At 66.2% G+C, this 18232-nt stretch carries 19 protein-coding genes and 2 tRNA genes; 11 read left to right on the top strand and 10 right to left on the bottom strand.

Going from position 1 to position 18232, the window contains the following annotated elements; translation table 11 throughout:
- Nucleotides 1–83 precede the first annotated feature (83 nt).
- The 5 genes from hemW to ACAD63_RS17390 form a co-directional block, all read right to left on the bottom strand.
- Nucleotides 84–1328: a radical SAM family heme chaperone HemW gene (hemW, locus tag ACAD63_RS17410; RefSeq protein ID WP_133094078.1), complete on the bottom strand. Its 1245-nt coding sequence runs from the start codon at nt 1326–1328 to the stop codon at nt 84–86.
- Complete coding sequence (gene rdgB, locus ACAD63_RS17405; protein ID WP_133094079.1) at nt 1325–1942, bottom strand: RdgB/HAM1 family non-canonical purine NTP pyrophosphatase; 618 nt, start codon at nt 1940–1942, stop codon at nt 1325–1327. The genes hemW and rdgB overlap by 4 nt, the downstream gene beginning before the upstream one ends.
- 14 nt (nt 1943–1956) lie before the next feature.
- Nucleotides 1957–2676, bottom strand: coding sequence for a ribonuclease PH (gene rph, locus ACAD63_RS17400; protein ID WP_133094080.1), 720 nt, complete (start codon nt 2674–2676; stop codon nt 1957–1959).
- Nucleotides 2677–2784: 108 nt separating this feature from the next.
- The gene (locus ACAD63_RS17395) at nt 2785–3699 is read right to left on the bottom strand and encodes a PP2C family protein-serine/threonine phosphatase (protein WP_133094081.1); all 915 of its coding nucleotides are present in this window, start codon (nt 3697–3699) and stop codon (nt 2785–2787) included.
- Nucleotides 3700–3754: 55 nt separating this feature from the next.
- Nucleotides 3755–4789 (bottom strand): serine/threonine protein kinase, encoded by a 1035-nt coding sequence (locus tag ACAD63_RS17390; RefSeq protein ID WP_135704824.1) that lies wholly within the window; start codon nt 4787–4789, stop codon nt 3755–3757.
- Nucleotides 4790–5005: 216 nt separating this feature from the next.
- On the opposite strand from ACAD63_RS17390, the gene ACAD63_RS17385 reads away from it, so the two are divergent.
- The 4 genes from ACAD63_RS17385 (at nt 5006) to ACAD63_RS17370 (ending at nt 9571) form a co-directional block, all read left to right on the top strand.
- A complete protein-coding gene (locus tag ACAD63_RS17385; RefSeq protein WP_434033044.1) occupies nt 5006–5941 on the top strand; it encodes a YicC/YloC family endoribonuclease in 936 nt (311 codons plus the stop codon).
- Between the two features lie 45 nt (nt 5942–5986).
- The gene (gene gmk / locus ACAD63_RS17380; protein ID WP_133094084.1) at nt 5987–6649 is read left to right on the top strand and encodes a guanylate kinase; all 663 of its coding nucleotides are present in this window, start codon (nt 5987–5989) and stop codon (nt 6647–6649) included.
- 95 nt (nt 6650–6744) lie between these two features.
- Complete coding sequence (gene rpoZ, locus ACAD63_RS17375) at nt 6745–6948, top strand: DNA-directed RNA polymerase subunit omega (protein WP_006578656.1); 204 nt, start codon at nt 6745–6747, stop codon at nt 6946–6948.
- A gap of 91 nt (nt 6949–7039) precedes the next feature.
- Nucleotides 7040–9571 (top strand): RelA/SpoT family protein, encoded by a 2532-nt coding sequence (locus ACAD63_RS17370; protein WP_218959574.1) that lies wholly within the window; start codon nt 7040–7042, stop codon nt 9569–9571.
- A 98-nt stretch (nt 9572–9669) separates the two neighbouring features.
- Here the strand turns inward: ACAD63_RS17370 and greB are convergent, their stop codons facing one another.
- Nucleotides 9670–10233, bottom strand: a complete 564-nt coding sequence (greB, locus tag ACAD63_RS17365; RefSeq protein ID WP_133094085.1) for a transcription elongation factor GreB — start codon at nt 10231–10233, stop codon at nt 9670–9672.
- Nucleotides 10234–10367: 134 nt separating this feature from the next.
- Between greB and ACAD63_RS17360 the strand changes: the two genes are divergently transcribed.
- From ACAD63_RS17360 to ACAD63_RS17350, 3 genes are all read left to right on the top strand, one after another.
- A tRNA-Arg gene (locus ACAD63_RS17360) sits at nt 10368–10444 on the top strand.
- A 189-nt stretch (nt 10445–10633) separates the two neighbouring features.
- Nucleotides 10634–10894, top strand: a complete 261-nt coding sequence (locus ACAD63_RS17355; protein WP_063237150.1) for a hypothetical protein — start codon at nt 10634–10636, stop codon at nt 10892–10894.
- A gap of 225 nt (nt 10895–11119) precedes the next feature.
- Nucleotides 11120–11195 (top strand) — tRNA-Met (locus ACAD63_RS17350).
- Between the two features lie 127 nt (nt 11196–11322).
- On the opposite strand, the gene ACAD63_RS17345 is transcribed toward ACAD63_RS17350, so the two are convergent.
- Complete coding sequence (locus ACAD63_RS17345; protein ID WP_133094086.1) at nt 11323–11604, bottom strand: hypothetical protein; 282 nt, start codon at nt 11602–11604, stop codon at nt 11323–11325.
- 180 nt (nt 11605–11784) lie between these two features.
- Here ACAD63_RS17345 and ACAD63_RS17340 point away from each other — a divergent pair, with 180 nt between their 5' ends.
- Nucleotides 11785–12468 (top strand): Fe2+-dependent dioxygenase, encoded by a 684-nt coding sequence (locus ACAD63_RS17340; protein WP_434033043.1) that lies wholly within the window; start codon nt 11785–11787, stop codon nt 12466–12468.
- Nucleotides 12469–12541: 73 nt separating this feature from the next.
- Here ACAD63_RS17340 and ACAD63_RS17335 read toward each other — a convergent pair whose 3' ends face one another.
- Nucleotides 12542–12850 carry a hypothetical protein gene (locus ACAD63_RS17335; protein ID WP_116317469.1) on the bottom strand — a complete coding sequence of 103 codons (309 nt, stop codon included), beginning with the start codon at nt 12848–12850 and terminating at the stop codon, nt 12542–12544.
- Nucleotides 12851–13004: 154 nt separating this feature from the next.
- Nucleotides 13005–14453 carry a PLP-dependent aminotransferase family protein gene (locus tag ACAD63_RS17330; RefSeq protein WP_133094088.1) on the bottom strand — a complete coding sequence of 483 codons (1449 nt, stop codon included), beginning with the start codon at nt 14451–14453 and terminating at the stop codon, nt 13005–13007.
- Between the two features lie 131 nt (nt 14454–14584).
- On the opposite strand from ACAD63_RS17330, the gene ACAD63_RS17325 reads away from it, so the two are divergent.
- The 3 genes from ACAD63_RS17325 (at nt 14585) to lpxO (ending at nt 16640) form a co-directional block, all read left to right on the top strand.
- Nucleotides 14585–15028, top strand: a complete 444-nt coding sequence (locus ACAD63_RS17325; RefSeq protein ID WP_133094089.1) for a carboxymuconolactone decarboxylase family protein — start codon at nt 14585–14587, stop codon at nt 15026–15028.
- A gap of 247 nt (nt 15029–15275) precedes the next feature.
- Nucleotides 15276–15599, top strand: coding sequence for a hypothetical protein (locus tag ACAD63_RS17320; RefSeq protein ID WP_133094090.1), 324 nt, complete (start codon nt 15276–15278; stop codon nt 15597–15599).
- A gap of 138 nt (nt 15600–15737) precedes the next feature.
- Nucleotides 15738–16640, top strand: coding sequence for a lipid A hydroxylase LpxO (gene lpxO / locus ACAD63_RS17315; protein ID WP_133094091.1), 903 nt, complete (start codon nt 15738–15740; stop codon nt 16638–16640).
- Nucleotides 16641–16698: 58 nt separating this feature from the next.
- Here the strand turns inward: lpxO and ACAD63_RS17310 are convergent, their stop codons facing one another.
- Nucleotides 16699–18204: a sensor domain-containing diguanylate cyclase gene (locus ACAD63_RS17310; protein WP_205751648.1), complete on the bottom strand. Its 1506-nt coding sequence runs from the start codon at nt 18202–18204 to the stop codon at nt 16699–16701.
- Between the last annotated feature and the right edge of the window lie 28 nt (nt 18205–18232).

Raw genomic sequence — 18232 nt, 5'->3', positions numbered from 1 at the left:
TGACGGCGGTCGGAAAGCAGAAGGCCACGCGCTTGCGTGGCCTTTCTCGTTGAGACTTACCGGGACGCCGCAGCGTCCACAACTCAGTCCTTCAGGAACATCTCCTGCAGGTCATTCAGGAAGCGCCGCCCCAGCTCCGTCGGCCGGATGGTGGTCAGGTCCGCTTCCAGCAGTCCCTTCTTCTCGGCTTCGGCGAGTTGCTTGCTGATGGTGTGCAGCGGCAGCCCGGTGTAGTCGTGGAAGCTCGATGCCGGCACGCCATCGGTCAGACGCAACGCATTGAGCATGAACTCGAACGGCAACTCGTCGGCGCTCACATCGCGCGCCTCCTGCACGGCATTGCCGGCAAGCGCCTGCTCCATGTAGGTAGCGGGATGCTTGTGCCGCATCTGGCGCAGGATGCGGTGCGGGAACGACAGCTTGCCGTGCGCGCCCGCGCCGATGCCGAGGTAATCGCCGAAACGCCAGTAGTTGAGGTTATGGCGCGCCTCGCGATGCGGCCTGGCATAGGCCGAGGTCTCGTAGTGGCGATAGCCCGCCTCGGCCGTGCGTGCCTCGATCAGGTCCTGCATCTCGTACGCGCTGTCGTCGTCCGGCAGCGCGGGCGGGAACTTGGCGAACAGCGTGTTCGGCTCCAGCGTCAGGTGATACAGCGACAGGTGCGTGGTGCCGTACGACAGCGCGGTCTCCAGGTCCTGCCGGCATTCTTCCAGCGTCTGCCCGGGCAGGGCGTACATCACGTCGAGGTTGATGTTGTCGAAGCTCGCCTGCGCGATATCGATCGCCTTGCGCGCCTCGGCGCCGCCATGGATGCGCCCGAGCGCCTGCAGGTGCCGGTCGTTGAAGCTCTGGATGCCGATCGACAGCCGGTTGATGCCGCTGGCGCGGTAGCTGGCAAACTTGTCGGACTCGAAGGTGCCGGGGTTGGCTTCCATCGTGATCTCGGCGTCGGCATCGAGCGGCAGCAAGGCGCGGATATCGGACAGCAGCCGGTCCATGCCAGCGGCCGACAGCAGGCTGGGCGTGCCGCCGCCGATAAAGACGGTATGGACAGGGCGGCCCCACACCAGCGGCAGCGATTGCTCGAGGTCCGCGCGCAATGCGTCTAGGTAGATCTCTTCCGGGATCTCGTGGTTGTCGGCGCCCGGCGCCGCGTGCGAATTGAAATCGCAATACGGGCACTTTCGCACGCACCACGGGATATGCACGTACAGCGACAGCGGCGGCGACCCCGGCAGGCTGATCTGCCCGGGCTTGAGCCACAGCTGCTTGCTGTCGACGGGGGAGGCGGCGGACGGCGCGCTGCCGGCCGGTACGATCGGGATCATCGGCCGTTGCGCTGCGCGGCGTCGGCTTGCAGCCTGGCCACCAGTGCGCGCAGAGCTTGCGCGCGGTGGCTGACGGCGTTCTTCTCTTCCGCCGACAGCTCGGCGGCAGTCCTGCCCAGCCCCGGCAGCAGGAAATGCGGATCGTAGCCAAAGCCGCCCGCGCCGCGGGGCGCGTCGACGACCTCGCCATGCCACACGCCTTCGGCGATCAGCGGGCAGGGATCCTCGGCATGGCGCACGAACACCAGCACGCAGTAGTAGTGCGCATGGCGGTCCAGCTTGCCGGCCAGTTGCGATACCAGGTAAGCGTTGTTGGCCGCATCCGACCTGGGCTTGCCGGCCATCTGCGCATAGCGCGCCGAATAGACGCCCGGCGCGCCGCCGAGCGCGCGCGCACTGATGCCGGAGTCATCGGCCAGCGCGGGCAGCCCGGACAGCCGGCTGGCGTGGCGTGCCTTGGCCAGGGCATTCTCGACAAAGGTGACGAAGGGCTCCTCGGCCTCCGGGATGCCCAGTTCGCCCTGCGGCACCACGTCGAAGCCGAGCGGTGCCAGCAGCGTGCCGAACTCGCGCAGCTTGCCGGGATTGTTGGAGGCCAGTACCAGTCGTTGCATGGTCGGATCCCGCTTTAGGCCAGGCCGAGCGCTTCGCGCTGGTGCCGCACCAGGCGGGCGATGCCGGCTTCGGCCAGGCGCGTCATGGCGTCGAGGTCGGCGCGGCTGAATGGCGCGCCTTCGGCAGTGCCCTGCACCTCCACAAAGCCGCCGCTGCCGGTCATGACCACGTTCATGTCGGTGTCGCAGCTGCTGTCCTCGGCGTAGTCGAGGTCGAGCACCGGCACGCCGTCGACCATGCCGACCGAGACCGCGGCCACGTGGTCGCGGATCGGGCTGGCGGCAATCAGGCCATCGCGCAGCATCGTGGCGACCGCGTCGTGCGCGGCGACGAAGGCGCCGGTGATGGCAGCGGTGCGGGTGCCGCCGTCGGCCTGCAGCACGTCGCAGTCGAGGTGGATGGTGTATTCGCCCAGCGCCGCCAGGTCGAACACCGAGCGCATGGCACGGCCGATCAGGCGCTGGATTTCCTGCGTGCGGCCGGTCTGCTTGCCGCGCGCGGCCTCGCGGTCCGAGCGCGTGTGGGTGGCGCGGGGCAGCATGCCGTACTCGGCCGTCACCCAGCCTTCGCCGCTGCCTTTCTTGTGCGGCGGCACCTTGGCGAGCACGCTGGCGGTGCACAGCACCTTGGTATCGCCAAAGGCACAGAGGACTGAGCCCTCGGCGTGGCGGGTGTAGTGGCGGGTAAGGCTGATGGAACGCAGCGCATCGGCTGCGCGGCCGCTGGGTCGCATGGAATGTTCGGGTCGGAATCGGGGGAGAGACCGCGATTCTACCGCCGCCGGCCCGCGCGCGCTGCATACCGGCGCGCGGTGAAGGGCAAAGGCCGCCCGCGAACCGGGTCAGCGCATCAGGTTGCTGGTCTTGTCGATGGCGGCGCGGATCTCGGCGATCGAGCGCTCGATCTCTTCCTCGGACAGCAGGTCGCTGTCCGTGCCGGTGCGGTCCAGGATCGACGTGGTGAACGCGTTCAGCGGCAGCGTATCGGTCATCACCGAATCCGGCCCGGTGGTGTTGTTGTCCAGCTCCCACATCATGGCGATGCCGGTGGTGTTGTCGGCACCTTCGCCGGCGTTCTGCAGCGCCTGCTCGATCAGCGCCGGCACCGCCTGCACCACCGACAGCCGCGACAGCTTGTCGACCAGCGCCTGGTCGTCCAGCGGCCCCCACAGGCCGTCGGAGCAGAGCAGGGCGACATCGCCGGGCTCCAGCCGCACCGGGCCGCCCAGGTCGATCAGCGGCAGGTTGGGCGAGCCCAGGCAGTTGTAGAGCTTGTTGCGCTCGGGGTGGTTGGCCACGTGCATCGGCAGCACGCGTTCCTGCTGCAGCAGGTTCTCGATCTTGGAATGGTCGCGCGTGCGCGTCAGCAGCCGGCCCTTGCGCAACAGGTAGTAGCGCGAATCGCCGGCATGGGCCCAGTAGACCTGGCCGTGCTGGACCAGGCAGCAGACCACCGTGGTGCGCGGCACGTCGGCCATGCGATTGGCTTCCGCGTAGCGGTGGATCTCGCGATGCGCCAGCATGATAGTGTCCTGCAGGAACTCCGCGGGGTTTCGTATCGCCGGGCGGGCCTGGGCCTGGAACTGCCGCGCCAGCGTCTGCAGCGCCTGCTGCGCTGCGACTTCACCGTGCGCGTGGCCGCCGAGCCCGTCGGCCAGCACCATCAGCAGCGCGTCGCGCGTGAAGCAATAGCCCATGCGGTCCTGGTTGACGCGGCGGCCGCCTTTCCTGCTTTCCTGGTAGACAGAGAATCGCATGTTGGCTTCGGAAATTCAGTAAGGTCACCGCGCCCCGATGGGCGCGATTTGTGATTTATTCTACGCTCGCGCCGGAGCCCGGCTCGTCGCGGCGGCGCAGCAGCGTAAGGAAGCGCGAAGCGGGGGCAGGGCGCTCGACGGGGGCCGGCGGCGGCGCCAGCAGCGCCTGCCCGCTCAGCGCGTTGGTCTGCTCGCGCAGTTCCTTCTGCAGCCTGAATACGCTCTGCGGCCGCTCCGACGGCACCAGCCGCAGGCACCATTCGACCAGGTCGACCAGGCCGTTGGTATAGCTGCTGCGCAGCCGCACCAGCGCCTCGCCCATGCGGTCTTCCTTCTCGCGCTGGTTGGCTTCCTGCGGCGGCATGCCGGCCATGCAGGCATAGAGCGTGGCGCCCAGGCTGTAGATATCGGTCCAGGGCCCCAGGTCGGAATGCTTGCCGTACAGTTCGGGCGCGGCGAAGCCGGGCGTGTACATCGGCTGGAAGCGCGCCGCTTCCATGGTCAGCGTCTGCCGCGCGGCGCCGAAATCCAGCAGGATCGGCGACTCGTCCTCGCGCAGGTAGATGTTGCCGGGCTTGATGTCCAGGTGCAGCAGCTTGTGGATATGCACTTCACGCAGGCCGCTCATCAGGTCGTGGAAGACCTTGCGCATGAAATGCTCGCGCAGCACCTTGGCGCGGCCCTGCTGCCGGGCCGCCAGCACGTGCTCCTGCAGCGTCTTGCCCAGCTCGTAGTTCATCACCATGTAGACCGTGGCGTTCTCGCGGAAGAAATTCACCACGCGCACCACGCTCGGATGGGAAATTCGGGCCAGCGAGCGGCCTTCTTCAAAGAAGTACTTGAGGCCGAGGCGGAATGCCGCGGCGTTTTCCTCGGGCACCACGGGGATCAGTTCGCCCGGGTTGCGCCGCGCCAGCGACGACGGCAGGTACTCCTTGATCGCGACCGGCGCGCCGGTTTCATCGGTGGCCAGGTAGACGAAACTGAACCCCCCGCTGGCCAACTTCTTTACAATACGATAGTTGGACAACAGCGTGCCGACGGGCAGCGGTGCACTCTTCGGTTGTGTCGTGCCCTTGGACTCTGTCATGGGAATAGGGGCCGGATTTGCCTCCGCGGATGACTCCGCAGATTTGCCAACGGATTGTCCGGGCTAATCGGTCACTTGTAAAGAACACAAATACGGGCATTGTTGCCCTCCTTTCAACGTTTTGAGAGCGCTCCCGGTCCGGTTGCGGGAGGCTCGGGGAGGGTGCCCGCGGGCCGCCAGCGCCCCCGGGGCCGCCTCCACTCACGAGAACATCCAATGATCCACAGCATGACAGGCTATGGCCTGGCGACGCGCCAGGCGCCACTGACCAACGCACAGGGCGAGCCGAGCGGTCGCACCGCCTCCGTTTCGGTGGAATTCCGCACTGTCAATTCGCGTTTCCTCGACCTGTTGTTCCGGGCCCCGGAAGAGTGCCGCGCCTTTGAGCCGGCGCTGCGCGAGATGCTGATGGCCGAGCTGTCGCGCGGCAAGCTGGAATGCCGCATCAACCTGCAGCGCACCGATTCGGGCGGCGCCACGCTGGCGCTCAACGACAGCCTGCTGTCGCAGATCCGCGCGCTGGAGACCACCGTGGCCGGCACCTTCCCCAGCGCCGGCACGCTGCGCATGGGCGAGATCCTGCGCTGGCCGGGCGTGCTGGTCGAGCCCGAGCTGTCGCAGGACGCGCTGCGCGAAGCCGTGACCGGCGCCGCGCGCGAGGCACTGGATCAGCTGCTGGAAGCGCGCCGCCGCGAGGGCGAGGCGCTCAAGTCGGCGCTGATGGAGCGCGTCGATGCCATGCTGGCGATCGTCGAGCGCCTGACGCCGGCGATCCCGCAGCTGATCGCGCACCACCAGCAGAAGCTGACCGAGCGCCTGCAGGAAGCGTTCAACCTGGCCGCGCCCGCCGGCATGCCGTCGATGAGCCGCGACGAGATTGCCGAGCGCATCCGCCAGGAAGCCACCGTCTACGGCATCCGCATCGACATCGCGGAAGAGCTGTCGCGGCTGCAGGCACACCTGAACGAGACCCGCCATATCCTGAAGAAGGGTGGGCAGGTCGGCAAGCGACTCGACTTCATGATGCAGGAGCTCAATCGCGAGGCCAACACGCTCGGTTCCAAGGCCGCCGCCAAGGAACTGGCCGATGCCTCGATGGAGCTCAAGCTGCTGATCGAGCAGATGCGCGAGCAGGTCCAGAACCTCGAATAACGCAGTAAAAAACCAGAATCACCCCGAAGTCACCGAATCATCATCATGAGCCAAACGTCTCAAACCGCGCCGCATCCTCCCATCGACACCGTCTACCCGGGCAACCTGTTCATGGTGGTGGCGCCGTCGGGAGCCGGCAAGTCGACGCTGGTCAACGCGCTGCTGGCGCAGGACCCGGCCATCCGGCTGTCGATCTCGCACACCACGCGCGCGCCGCGCCCGGGCGAGCAGGACGGTCGCGAATACCACTTCGTCACCGTCGACGCCTTCCGCGCCGCGCGCGACCGCGGCGATTTCCTGGAGTGGGCCGAGGTCCATGGCAACTACTACGCGACCTCGCGCGTGTGGATCGAGCAGCAGATGGCGCAAGGCAACGACGTGCTGCTCGAGATCGACTGGCAGGGCGCGCAGCAGGTGCACCAGCGCTTCTCCAACGCGGTCGAGATCTTTATCCTGCCGCCGTCGCTGACCGCGCTGGAAGAGCGCCTGAAGAAGCGCGGCCAGGACGAGCCCAACGTGATCGTGCGCCGGCTGCTGGCGGCGGGCAGCGAGATGTCGCATGCGTCGGAGTCGGACTACGTCATCATCAACGAGGTCTTCGACGATGCGCTGGAAGAGCTGCGCAACGTGGTTCGGGCCACCCGTCTGCGCTTTTCGTCGCAAAAGGCACGGCACGCGGAGCTGTTCATCGAGCTCGGCATCCACTGAGCCGAGGCACGCGAGCGCAGGCGCCTCCGGCGTTTTCCGCCGCGTGCTGTAAAATAGCAACCCAACACAAGGTTTTGTCCCAAGGTGGATTTGATATGGCGCGTATTACCGTCGAAGATTGTCTGAAACACATCCCGAATCGTTTCGAGCTCGCCCTGGCGGCCACGTACCGTGCGCGCCAGCTGGTGCAGGGCCACACGCCCAAGGTCGAGGCCAAGGACAAGCCGACCGTGGTGGCACTGCGCGAGATCGCGTCGGGCCAGGTCGGCATCGAGATGCTGAAGAAGGTCCCGACCTGATCGACCCGATCGAGCGGCCGGCCCATGGCTCATCCTCGCAACGTGCCAGCATATTTCCAGGCTCTCCAGCCGGATTCCAGGGGCCGCCGCCATGCCTTCGCCGCAACCGCCCTCCCAGCCTTCCTCTCCGTCGACGCCCGCGGCGGGCGCGCACGGCGATGCGGCACCGCCCACGGCGCGTAAGCGCACCATCCCGGGCCAGTCTTCCGTGAACGCGCGCACCGGCGCTCCCAATCTTCCCGATCCGCTCGGCGACGATGTCGTCGGGGAGCGTGCCGTCGCGCCCGCGCTGGCGCCGGGCAAGGCGAGGGCGCCCGCGCTGCAGGATGAGCTGGCCGCAGTGCAGGAAGCGACGCCTCCGGTGGCGGACAGCCTGTTTATCGATGCAGTGCTGGCGCAGTCATACCGGCACTTCTTCGGGCCGACCTCGCAGCCGGCGGTACCGCCGCGCCAGCAGGTCATTTCCATCACCCGGCTGATGGAAAAGCTCGCGTACCTGAAGGCGCCCGACCTGGCGCGCGTACGCGAAGCCTTCCAGTTTTCCGACGAGGCCCACCTGGGCCAGTACCGCCAGAGCGGCGAGCCCTACATCACACATCCGGTGGCGGTGGCGGAGCTGTGCGCGGACTGGAAGCTGGATGTGCAGTCCATCATGGCGGCGCTGCTGCACGACGTGATGGAAGACCAGGGCATCACCAAGAGCGAACTGGCCGAGAAATTCGGCCCCAAGGTCGCCGAACTGGTCGATGGCCTGACCAAGCTGGACAAGCTCGAATTCCAGAGCCGCGAGCAGGCGCAGGCGGAAAGCTTCCGCAAGATGCTGCTGGCGATGGCGCGCGACGTGCGCGTGATCCTGGTGAAGCTGGCCGACCGTACGCACAACATGCGCACGCTCGACTTCGTGCCGCCGGAGAAGCGCCGCCGCATCGCGCTGGAGACCATGGAGATCTATGCGCCGATCGCGCACCGTCTCGGTCTCAACACCATCTACCGCGAACTGCAGGAACTGTCGTTCAAGGTCGGCTCGCCGTTCCGTTACGCCACGCTTGAAAAAGCGGTCAAGGCCGCGCGCGGCAACCGGCGCGAGGTGGTCAAGCGCATTCTCGAGGCGGCGCAGAAGGGGCTGGCCGATGCCGGCATCGTGGCCGAACTGTCCGGCCGCGAGAAAACGCTGTACAGCATCTACCGCAAGATGCACGACAAGCAGCTGTCGTTCTCGCAGGTGCTCGACGTGTATGGTTTCCGCGTGGTGGTGGAAACGCAGATGCACTGCTACATGGCGATGGGCGCGCTGCACGGTCTGTACAAGCCGATGCCCGGCAAGTTCAAGGACTATATCGCGATCCCCAAGATCAACGGCTACCAGTCGCTGCACACCACGCTGGTGGGCCCGTTCGGCACGCCGGTCGAGTTCCAGATCCGCACGCGCGACATGCACCAGATCGCCGAGGCCGGCGTGGCCGCGCACTGGATGTACAAGCACCAGGCCGACCACGCCAACGATATCCAGCAGCAGGCGCACCAGTGGCTGCAGTCGCTGCTCGATATCCAGAGCCAGACCGGCGATTCGCAGGAATTCCTCGAGCACGTCAAGATCGACCTGTTCCCGGATGCGGTCTACGTGTTCACGCCCAAGGGCCATATCCGCGCGCTGCCGCGCGGCGCCACCGCGCTGGACTTTGCCTACGCGGTGCACAGCGACCTGGGCAACCAGTGCGTCGCGGTCAAGATCAACAACGAGCTGCTGCCGCTGCGCACCGAACTCAAGAGCGGCGATATCGTCGAGGTGGTGACGGCGCCGTACTCCAAGCCGAATCCGGCGTGGCTGTCGTTCGTGCGCACCGGCAAGGCGCGCGCGGCGATTCGCCATTACCTGAAGACCACCAAGCTGGACGAAGCGATCCAGCTCGGCGAGCGGTTGCTGGAACAATCCGCGCGCCAGCTCGGCATCGAGCTGAAGGCGGTGCCGCAGTCGGTGTGGGACCGCATGATCCAGTGGACCGGCAACAAGCAGCGCGAAGACATCTTCGCCGACCTGGCGCTGGGCCGGCGCGTGCCGGCGGTGGTGGCCAAGCGCATGGAGATCCTGCTGCAGGAGCTGTCCGGCGACGTCGACAGCGCGCTGCTGGCGGCGGTGCAGACCTTTGCCGGCGAAGAGGCGCCCGCGGTGCCGATCACCGGCGACGAGGGCATGTCGATAATCTTCTCGGCGTGCTGCCGTCCGATCCCCGGCGATTCGATCGTGGGCTACCTGGGCAAGGGCGAAGGGCTGCAGATCCACGTGCAGGACTGCAAGATCGCCAAGCGCCTGCACAGCAAGGATCCGGAGCACTGGATCGACGTGATGTGGGCCAAGAAAACCACGCGTGCCTTCGACGTGTCGATCAAAGTGATGGTGCGCAACGTCAAGGGCATCGTCGCCCGCGTCGCCGCGGACCTGACCGCCGCCGATGCCAACGTCGCGCACGTGGCGATGGAGCAGCAGGACGGCAGCCACCAGGAAGCCACCTACATGCAGTTCATTATCCAGGTGCAGAACCGCCTGCACCTGGCCAACGTGATGCGCGGGCTGCGCCGCAACCCCGACGTCATCCGCATCTTCCGCGACCGCAACGACGGCTAGGCGGGCGTTTCAGGACGGCCCTGGCGTCGTTGTGCGGCCTTGTTGCCGTGCTACTTGTACAGTCTGCGGCCGCACGCCGCGCCAGGGCACATGCCCACTTATTGTTTCTTTGACGGGTAGCTCACTTCCAGGATATCGATCTGCTCGATCCCGGCCGGCGTGCGCAGTGGCACGGTGTCGCCTTCGCGCGCCTTGATCAGTGCCTTGGCGATCGGCGAGATCCAGCTCACGCAGTTGCTGTCCAGGTCCACTTCATCCATGCCCACGATAGTGATGGTGGTCTCTTCGCCGGCGCGGTTGGCGTAGGTGACGGTGGCGCCGAAGAAGATCTGGTCGTTGTCGCCCTGCAATGAGGGATCGACCACCTCGGCCTTGTCCAGGCGGCGCGTCAGGAAGCGGATGCGGCGGTCGATCTCGCGCAGGCGCTTCTTGCCGTAGAGATAGTCGCCGTTCTCGGAGCGGTCGCCATTGGATGCCGCCCACGAGACGATCTGCACCACATCGGGCCGGTCGACGTCGATCAGCTGCATCAGCTCATTGCGCAGGCGGTGGTAGCCTTCGGCGGTGATGTAGTTCTTGGTGCCGGGTGGCAGCGGCGTTGCGCCTTCGGGGAGGTCGTCGTCCTCGTCGCCAGAGGACTCTTTGACAAATGCCTTGTTCATGGTCCGGATCACATCTTCGGCTTCTCATTATAGAAAAACGCTGCGGACAGACCCACGCTCGCAAAAAGATGAGAAAAAAGTGCAGAAGGGGGTTCACAAATCTGAAATCTCAGATATAATCTCTTTTCTCGAGTGCGGCTGTAGCTCAGTTGGATAGAGTACTTGGCTACGAACCAAGGGGTCGTGGGTTCGAATCCTGCCAGCCGCGCCACCTATGCAGTAAGAAAAGGGCTTCCGGAAACGGAAGCCCTTTTTGTTTTCCTGCCTCTCTCTCCCTGTCTTTCGCATCGCTTGTAGTCCCCGCGCCGCCAGCGTTTTTGCTGCGCCACGGCTTGCGCGCGTCCTTGCCGCCTCCTAGGCTCGACTCAAGGGCAGTACAAGCCAAACCGGAGCAATGGGCATGGAAAACGACTGGCGCGTCGAGCAGTACCGCGACATGGATGTCTACGTCCAGGTGTCGCCGCAGGGCCAGGGAAGCATCGGTCGATGGGGCTATGAAGTGCGCGTGGCCCAGGAAGGCGTCGATCCCGCCGATGCGGGCGATACCGAAGTGCTGGTGAGCGGCTCGCAACAGTTCGCTACGCGCCATGCGGCGGAAGTGGCGGCATTCGGTGCTGGCTATGCGCTGGTGGACCGCCTGCTCGGGCCGCCGCCCGAGTGATGCCCCCGCGCGCCACTTGCGCGCCGTTGCGCGGTTCGCAATGGCATATATCACGGCATGATCTGTGGCCGTTGACCTGGATCATTTTTGATCCGGGCCGGCGTTCCTACGCTGGATGTGGTGACACCGCCAGGCATCGCGTGTGAGCACGCTGGCGATTTTTGCAGCCGGTCAAGAAAAGACTTGCCAGATCCGCGCGAATGCTGCATAATTTGTTTCTTCAGACGCGGGGTGGAGCAGTTGGCAGCTCGTCGGGCTCATAACCCGAAGGTCGCAGGTTCAAGTCCTGCCCCCGCAACCAACACCTTTCGCGGTGTCCGCCGCAATTCTTCAAGGTGTTGTTCTCAAGGCCGTCCGGCCTGATTCATTCCCAGCTCCGAACTGAACTGCGAACCTCCGCGATGATCGCGCTCGGTGCTTGCTCGTCGTCAGGCCGGCAATCGTTGCGCCGCCTGCAGGAAGGTATTGCGCACCAGCGACTGGTCTTCGCGCTCGGCTGCATCGGCGCGCTCCCGCAATCGCTTGGCCAGCACCGCCAGCGTGCCTTGTGCCTGCGGACCGCCTGCTGCCTGGCACTTGGCCACCGCTTCGCGCATCACGGCATCGAGCTCGGCGCCGACATCGGCACCATCGAAGGCGCTCACCGACAGGGCTGAAATGCGTTCCAGGTAGAGATTGACCAGCGCTTCGTCGTGTAGCGGTTCGGACATGTCTTCTCCTTGGCGATGACGGGAACACAAAAACCATTGTAGTGGAACCGGCGCCTGCGCAAGCTCAAACAATAATGATTCTTGTTCGAGCGGCATCAGGGTTCACATACAATACGCGTTCACGACGCGTCCGTCCGGCGTGCGCGCTTTCCCCATTCTTGCCCAGAGGTTGTCGCCACCATGTTGCTGCAGATTCCAGACGTACTTTCCAAGGACCAGGTGGCGCAGGTGCGGCAGATCATCGACGCCGCGCCGTGGACCGATGGCAATGAAACCTCGGGCTACCAGTCGGCGCTGGCCAAGCGCAACCTGCAGCTGCCCGAAGGCTCGCCCGCGGCGCGCCAGGTTGGCGACCTGATCCAGGATGCGCTGGGCAACAACGCGTTGTTTTTCTCGGCGGCACTGCCGCTGAAGGTATATCCGCCGCTGTTCAACCGCTACGAGGGCGGGCACACCTTTGCCAACCATGTCGACAACGCGATCCGCTACCTGCGCGGCACCAGCTTCCGCATCCGCAGCGACCTGTCGGCAACGCTGTTCCTGACCGAACCGGACCAGTACGACGGTGGCGAACTGGTGATCGAGGACACCTACGGCCAGCAGCGCGTGAAGCTGCCCGCCGGGCATATGGTGCTGTACCCGGCCACCAGCATCCACCACGTGACGCCGGTCACGCGCGGCGCGCGGGTGTCGTCGTTCTTCTGGATCCAGAGCATGGTGCGCGACGACGGCCAGCGTGCGCTGCTGTTCGAGATGGACGGGCGCATCCGCCAGACCGCGCAGGAACTCGGTCAGTCGCATGAAGCCGTTATCGGCCTGACCGGCGTCTATCACAACCTGCTGCGCCGCTGGGCGGACGCCTGAGCGCTGCCAGCGCCCGGCGCCGGGATACCGGCGGGGCGCTGCGTCGATGCAGCGGAGGGCGCGGCTGTTCGGGCTATTCGTCGCGCCGTCGCCGCATCTGCAACTGCTCGATGGGGGAGGGCTGGATGCGGCGCCGTGCCGGCCGCAGGGCGCGGTTCGGCCACAGCACGTAGTTGGTGTGCGGGTCCAGCGGCTTGCCGAGATACGAGACCCAGACCTGCACGCCGTGTTCGGTTTCGGCGATCACGGCCGCGACGGCACGCGCCGCGGCGGAAGGGGACTTGAGCAACTCCGCCAGGGCTTCGACGCCCTGCACGACATGATGCTTCACCCCTGAAAACCATGCGTACTGACGCATGGCGGACAACAAACGCTTGGTCATGAACGCGACTCTGGTGTGGTTGGAAGTGCGAATAAGACTGCTTCCGGTCCGATTTGTTCAACGGAAGCTTGCGAACGCCAGTATGACTGCGCGTGCGCTACTACGCATTCGGTGCGTACCCTGAGGCCGGCACTTCTGCTGGATGGCGGCAGCGTCACACGACGCGCGCCGGCTCGGGGGCCAAGGCAGAGAGTACCATTGCCAGCCGGTCGAGCGCCGGATCGATGTCGAGCAGGTCGATGGCGCCGAAGCCGAGCAGCAGGCCGGCGCAGGTCGGTGGCGGCGTGGCGTAGAAGGGGTCGAGGGTGGCCAGTTCCAGGTCCGCGAGCCGTGCCATCGCCACCAGCGCGTCGGAAGCCATTGGCACGCGCAGCCGCGCCGCCAGGTGAAACCCGGCCATTGCCGGCAGGGCTTCGAGCCACGGTGACAGGTCGCCGTGCAGCCGCGCCAGCAGCCGCGCGCGCCGCTGCGCATGGCGCGCGTGAGAGCGCCGGATATGGCGCAGCAGGTGTCCCTCCGACATGAAGCGCGCCAGCGCCTGCTGGATCAGCGTCGGGGTGTACCAGTCCATCAGGTGCTTGACCTTGCGTGCCGCCGGCATCAGCCATGGCGGCACCACCAGATAGCCGCAGCGCAGGTTGGCCAGCAGCGTCTTGGAAAACGTCCCCAGGTACACCACGCGGCCGTGGCGGTCCAGCGTCTGCAGTGCGTCCAGCGCCTGCCCGCCATAGCGGAACTCGCTGTCGTAGTCGTCCTCCAGGATCACCGCGTGGCGGCGCGCGGCCCAGTCGAGCAGCGCCTGCCGCCGCGCCAGGCTCATCGGCACGCCCAGCGGCGACTGGTGCGACGGCGTGACGAAGACCAGCGTCGCCTCGCCGGGCAGCGCCTCCACCACCAGTCCTTCGCCGTCCACCGGTACCGGCACCACGCGCGCGCCCAGCCCCTGGAACAACGCGCGGGCCATCGGGTAGCCGGGATTCTCCATGGCTACCACGGCGCCCGGCCCAAGCAGCAGCCGCGCGGCCAGGTCGATGCCCTGCTGCGCGCCGGCGGTGACCAGGATATCGGTGGGAGCGCCCTGCACGCCGCGGGTGAAGGCAATATGAGTGGCAATGGCCTGCCGCAGCGGCATCTCGCCACTGGGATCCGCGGGCCCGGGCGCGCGTTGCCGCTCCGCCGCGAGTGCCGCGCGCACGCAGCGCGACCAGGCTTCGTGCGGAAAGCGCGCGGTGTCGGCCTGGCCTGGCTGGAAGGCGTAGCGCGCGCCGCCGGCCGGCCCGAGGAAGGGCGCCTCGGCCGCCATCCAGCGCAGAACTGCCGGCGGCAGCACCGGCGCGGCGGCGATGCGCACCGGCTTGCGCGCCAGTCCCTCGGCGACATAGGTGCCATCGCCGACGCGGGCGTGCAGCCAGCCCTCCGCCACCAGCCGCTCGTAGGCCGTGGTCACGGTCTTGCGCGCGACGCCCAGCTGCGTGCCGAGCAGCCGCGTGGGCGGCATGCGTGCGCCGGCCTCCAGGCGCCCCGACTGGATGGCGTCGCGGATCTGGTGGACGATCTGCGCGGTCAGGTCGCCGGCGTGGTCCAGCGCGAGATGGAGCTCCATGGTCGTTGCGTGGAATTGGTCTACCGATTTTGCCGGAAATTGGCTGTGTACGGAGCCAATCGCGGCGGCTATCTTTGAGTCCAACGGGCCAGCGCCCGCCAATCACTCAACCGGATCCCTGGAGAATCGACATGGAAGAACGTATGAACTGGCAAGACGTGGCCCCTGATGCCTACAAGGCCATGGTCGGCGTAGAGATCTACATTGCCCGCTGCGGGCTGGAAAACAGCCTGAAGGAACTGGTGAAGATCCGTGCCTCGCAGATCAACGGCTGTGCCTTCTGCCTGGATATGCATGTGACCGACGCGCGCAAGCACGGCGAGAGCGATCGCCGCCTGAGCCTGCTGCCGGCATGGCGCGAAGTGAGCTGGTTCAGCGCGCGCGAGCGTGCCGCGCTGGCCTGGACCGAGGCGCTGACGCTGCTGCCGCAAAGCCAGGCGCCCGACGCCGACTACAACGCGGTGCGCGAGCAGTTCTCGGAAAAGGAAATTGCCGACCTGACGCTGCTGATCTCGATGATCAATGCGTGGAACCGCTTCGGCGTCGGCTTCCGCCGCCAGCCGCCGGCGCTCTGAACATAGCGCCACGCTCGCCGCCGCGGCCGGTCCACAGGCCCCGGCGCGCTGGATTTGCTCGCGTCTGTGGCGCCGAGCGGAAGGCACAATCCCACGCGGGTGGCGGGCAGGCATCGTGGCCCGACAGGCCATGCGATGGTAGGCTATGGCAATGGCTACGCCGATCAGGTCGAGCGCGATGGCACGTAGTTCGTCGCCGCGTGACTGGCGATGCCCATCGCGTTCATGCTGTGCCAGGAGTCTGCCCATGACAGAAGACACCCTGCTGCAATTGATGGCCGAGGTCGAGAAGGAAGACCCGATCGACTACGCCGACCTGCCGTTCGATGACCGCGCGCTGCGCCAGCTGGCATGCCGGCTGATCGCCGAGCGCTCCGAGCAGCTGGAAGCCTCCGGCATGCCGATGGAAGCGCTGCTGGCCACGATGTGGGCCTCGACCGCCAAGCTGGTGCTGGAAAACCTGGTGCTTAACGCCCGCCTGCTGACGCTGCAGGGCATGCCCGAAGATGCCCAGGCGCTGATCGATCGGATCGCGCGCCAGTCGCGCGGCGGCCCGGATCGCGAGTCCTGACAGCCGCTCCGTTGCGATGTGCTGCAGCCGCCACTGGCTGCGCTGTGGCGGCCATTTCGGTAAAATGCCGGTTTTCGCCCAACTGCCCGCTGCGCCCGTCATCATGCGCGCCAGGGCGGCCAACCAGGAGGATTTCGGGTGATCAAGTGGATAATCGTCGCGGGCTACCTCGGTGCCATCCTGTATGTGCACTTCCGCGGCAAGGTAAGGCTGAAGATCTGGCGCCAGCTGCTGGACCATTCGGCGCTGGTCGCGCCGATCAACTGCTTTATGTACGCGTTCTCGGGCGTGCCGCGCACGCCGTATATTCCGGTCAAAAATTTCCCCGACCTGGAGAAGCTGCGCGCCGCGTGGCCGGAGATCCGCGACGAAGGCCTGGCGCTGGCCGCGATGCGCAAGATCAAGGCCGCGGACAAGAACGACGACGCCGGCTTCAATTCCTTCTTCAAGTACGGCTGGAAGCGTTTCTACCTGAAGTGGTACGAGGCCCAGCACCCGTCCGCCGAAGTGCTGTGCCCTAAGACCGTGGCGCTGCTGCGCGAGCTGCCGAGCGTGAAGGCCGCGATGTTCGCCGAGCTGCCCCCGGGCGGCAAGCTCAATCCGCACCGCGACCCGTTCGCGGGCTCGCTGCGCTACCACCTGGGCCTGGCCACGCCCAACGATGACCGCTGCTTCATCGAGGTCGACGGCGAGCGCCACAGCTGGCGCGACGGCGAGGGCGTGGTGTTCGACGAAACCTACCTGCACTGGGCCGAGAACCGCAGCGACGCCAACCGGCTGATCCTGTTCTGCGATATCGAGCGGCCGATGCGCTATGGCTGGGCCGCCAGGTTCAACCACTGGATGGGCCGCAAGGTCATGACCGCGGCCAGCTCGCCCAATGACGAGCACGACCAGACCGGCATGATCAACAAGCTGTTCCGCTTTGTCTGGCTGGGCGGGCAATATCGCCGCCGCTTCAAGGCGTGGAACCGCCAGCTGTACTACGTGGCCAAGTTCGGCCTGATCGTGGGGGGCGTGGCCCTGGTCATCTTCCTGTAGTACGCGATGTCATCAGCAAAAGAGCCGGCGCAAGCCGGCTCTTTTGCGCTGGGCTGCTTCAGTTCTCGCGGCGGCGCTCGTTGCCCAGCGCCTCGTAGTGCGCGCGCTTGGCTTCGTACATGCGGCTGTCGGCCACCTTGACCGAGTCGGTCAGGCGCTCGCCCTGCACGCAGGTGGCGTGGCCGATAGAGAAGCTCAGGCGCACGCCGGGATAGAAGGTGTTGTTCAGCTCGACCACCTTCTCGATCTGCTCGACCACCGTGGCGGCGCCGCGCTCGTCGCGGCCGGGCAGCAGCACCATGAATTCGTCGCCGCCGATGCGCGCCACGCAGGCCTGCTCGCCCACCGCTTTCTTCAGCACCTCGCCGGTGCGGCGCAGCAGGCCGTCGCCGTCCCCGTGGCCGAACTGGTCGTTGACCACCTTCAGTCCGTTCAAATCCACCGCCACCACGCTGACCGGCCATGGTCCCTTGCGGCCGAGCCGAGCCAGTTCGTCTTCATAGTAGGCGCGGTTGTAGAGCTTGGTCAGCACGTCGTGCTTGCCCAGGAATTCGACATAGGCCTCGGCCTTCTTGCGCGCGGTGATGTCGGTCAGCGACACCAGCACCTGGTCCCAGTCGGCCTCGCAGCCGGGGAAGACCGACCACTGCATGAAGACGTCGACCTGGCGGCCATCGAGCGCGTAGTTGATGACTTCGCGCTGCTGCCACAGCTTCTCGTGCCAGAGGTCGATCAGCTGCTCGGCAAAGTGGATGCGCATGTCGTCGCGGAACACGTCGCCGAGGCGCGACAGCAGGATCTCCTTGGACTCGGCGCCAAACATCAGCAGCGTCTGCCGGTTGACGTCGAGCACGCGGATCTCCTGCATGCAGCGCGAGACGAAGTCCGGATGCACGTTGAGGAAAGTGCGGAAGTCGGTGATGCCGGCTGCGCGCACTTCATCGAGCAGCATCTTGACCGCGCTGAAGTCTTCCACCCACAGCGATACCGGCGAGTGTTCGAACAGGCCAACGGCGTATTGCTCGCTGCGGCGCAGCTCGCGTTCGGTGCGCACGCGCGCGGTGATGTCCTCGATCGACAGCAGTACGCGCTCCCAGCTGCCTTCATGGCCGGGCATCACCGTGGCTTCGAGCCGGATGTCGAGGCGTTCGCCGTCCAGCGTGTAGTTGACGGTCTGGCTGGCAAAGCGGTTGCCGCCGTCCCAGAGCTGGCCGAGTTCTTCCACATGCTGGTCGAACATGTCGTCGCGGAAGACCGTCTCGAGATTGGCGATGAGGTCATCGAGGTCGGCCGCGCGGAACAGGTCGAGCGTGCGCTGGTTGACGTCGATCACGCGGATCAGCGACGAGCATTGCGCCACCTGGTGCGGATTGGCGCGCAGGTAGGCGCGCAGGTCGGTGACCCCGTCGCGTCGCAACTGTTCGAAGTGCACCCGCACGTCGCTGAAGTCTTCCAGCCACAGTGACACCGGGGCGAGCTGGAACAGTGTCTGGTAATCGTCGAAGCTGTTGCCCGGCTCGGTGCCGGCAGGGCGGTTGCGCGATGCCGCGGATGGACTGCTCAAGGCCACTCTCCTTTGTTCTTGTTCCCGT

It is taken from the genome of Cupriavidus sp. a3 (assembly GCF_051015765.1).
Classification (GTDB): Bacteria; Pseudomonadota; Gammaproteobacteria; order Burkholderiales; family Burkholderiaceae; genus Cupriavidus; species Cupriavidus oxalaticus_A.
This window is presented reverse-complemented; position numbering and strand designations above follow the sequence as displayed.

Coding starts and splice junctions, on each gene's coding strand:
- hemW (WP_133094078.1), bottom strand. CDS start 1,328: ATGATCCCGATCGTACCGGCCGGCAGCGCGCCGTCCGCCGCCTCCCCC.
- rdgB (WP_133094079.1), bottom strand. CDS start 1,942: ATGCAACGACTGGTACTGGCCTCCAACAATCCCGGCAAGCTGCGCGAG.
- rph (WP_133094080.1), bottom strand. CDS start 2,676: ATGCGACCCAGCGGCCGCGCAGCCGATGCGCTGCGTTCCATCAGCCTT.
- ACAD63_RS17395 (WP_133094081.1), bottom strand. CDS start 3,699: ATGCGATTCTCTGTCTACCAGGAAAGCAGGAAAGGCGGCCGCCGCGTC.
- ACAD63_RS17390 (WP_135704824.1), bottom strand. CDS start 4,789: ATGACAGAGTCCAAGGGCACGACACAACCGAAGAGTGCACCGCTGCCC.
- ACAD63_RS17385 (WP_434033044.1), top strand. CDS start 5,006: ATGATCCACAGCATGACAGGCTATGGCCTGGCGACGCGCCAGGCGCCA.
- gmk (WP_133094084.1), top strand. CDS start 5,987: ATGAGCCAAACGTCTCAAACCGCGCCGCATCCTCCCATCGACACCGTC.
- rpoZ (WP_006578656.1), top strand. CDS start 6,745: ATGGCGCGTATTACCGTCGAAGATTGTCTGAAACACATCCCGAATCGT.
- ACAD63_RS17370 (WP_218959574.1), top strand. CDS start 7,040: ATGCCTTCGCCGCAACCGCCCTCCCAGCCTTCCTCTCCGTCGACGCCC.
- greB (WP_133094085.1), bottom strand. CDS start 10,233: ATGAACAAGGCATTTGTCAAAGAGTCCTCTGGCGACGAGGACGACGAC.
- ACAD63_RS17355 (WP_063237150.1), top strand. CDS start 10,634: ATGGAAAACGACTGGCGCGTCGAGCAGTACCGCGACATGGATGTCTAC.
- ACAD63_RS17345 (WP_133094086.1), bottom strand. CDS start 11,604: ATGTCCGAACCGCTACACGACGAAGCGCTGGTCAATCTCTACCTGGAA.
- ACAD63_RS17340 (WP_434033043.1), top strand. CDS start 11,785: ATGTTGCTGCAGATTCCAGACGTACTTTCCAAGGACCAGGTGGCGCAG.
- ACAD63_RS17335 (WP_116317469.1), bottom strand. CDS start 12,850: ATGACCAAGCGTTTGTTGTCCGCCATGCGTCAGTACGCATGGTTTTCA.
- ACAD63_RS17330 (WP_133094088.1), bottom strand. CDS start 14,453: ATGGAGCTCCATCTCGCGCTGGACCACGCCGGCGACCTGACCGCGCAG.
- ACAD63_RS17325 (WP_133094089.1), top strand. CDS start 14,585: ATGGAAGAACGTATGAACTGGCAAGACGTGGCCCCTGATGCCTACAAG.
- ACAD63_RS17320 (WP_133094090.1), top strand. CDS start 15,276: ATGACAGAAGACACCCTGCTGCAATTGATGGCCGAGGTCGAGAAGGAA.